Here is a 238-nt window from a genome sequence, read left to right as displayed (position 1 = left end):
CTCGGCGCGACGTCGATCGCCGCGCTCGTGCGCGACGTGATGGTCGTGTGGGGCGGCGACAACGAAACGCCGCGCTAGCTGCTGGCTAGCTGCGCGAATGCGCGCCGAAGCGCGCCACGTTCAACGCTCAACGCATGTACAACCCGCCGTTGATGTCCCAGCATGCGCCGTTCGCGAAATGCGCGTCGCCCGACGCGAGCAGCACCGCCGCATCCGCGACGAAACCGGCCGAGCCGAG

2 pseudogenes are annotated in these 238 nt (G+C 69.3%); one reads left to right on the top strand and one right to left on the bottom strand.

Going from position 1 to position 238, the window contains the following annotated elements:
- Positions 1-78: pseudogene (locus SB764_RS44335) on the top strand (DNA-binding response regulator); the annotation flags it as partial.
- A gap of 49 nt (positions 79-127) precedes the next feature.
- Here SB764_RS44335 and SB764_RS44330 read toward each other — a convergent pair.
- Positions 128-238: pseudogene (locus SB764_RS44330) on the bottom strand (3-oxoacyl-ACP reductase); the annotation flags it as partial.

The organism is Paraburkholderia sp. SIMBA_027 (genome assembly GCF_046535315.1).
In the GTDB taxonomy this organism is placed as follows: Bacteria; Pseudomonadota; Gammaproteobacteria; order Burkholderiales; family Burkholderiaceae; genus Paraburkholderia; species Paraburkholderia tropica.
This window is presented reverse-complemented; position numbering and strand designations above follow the sequence as displayed.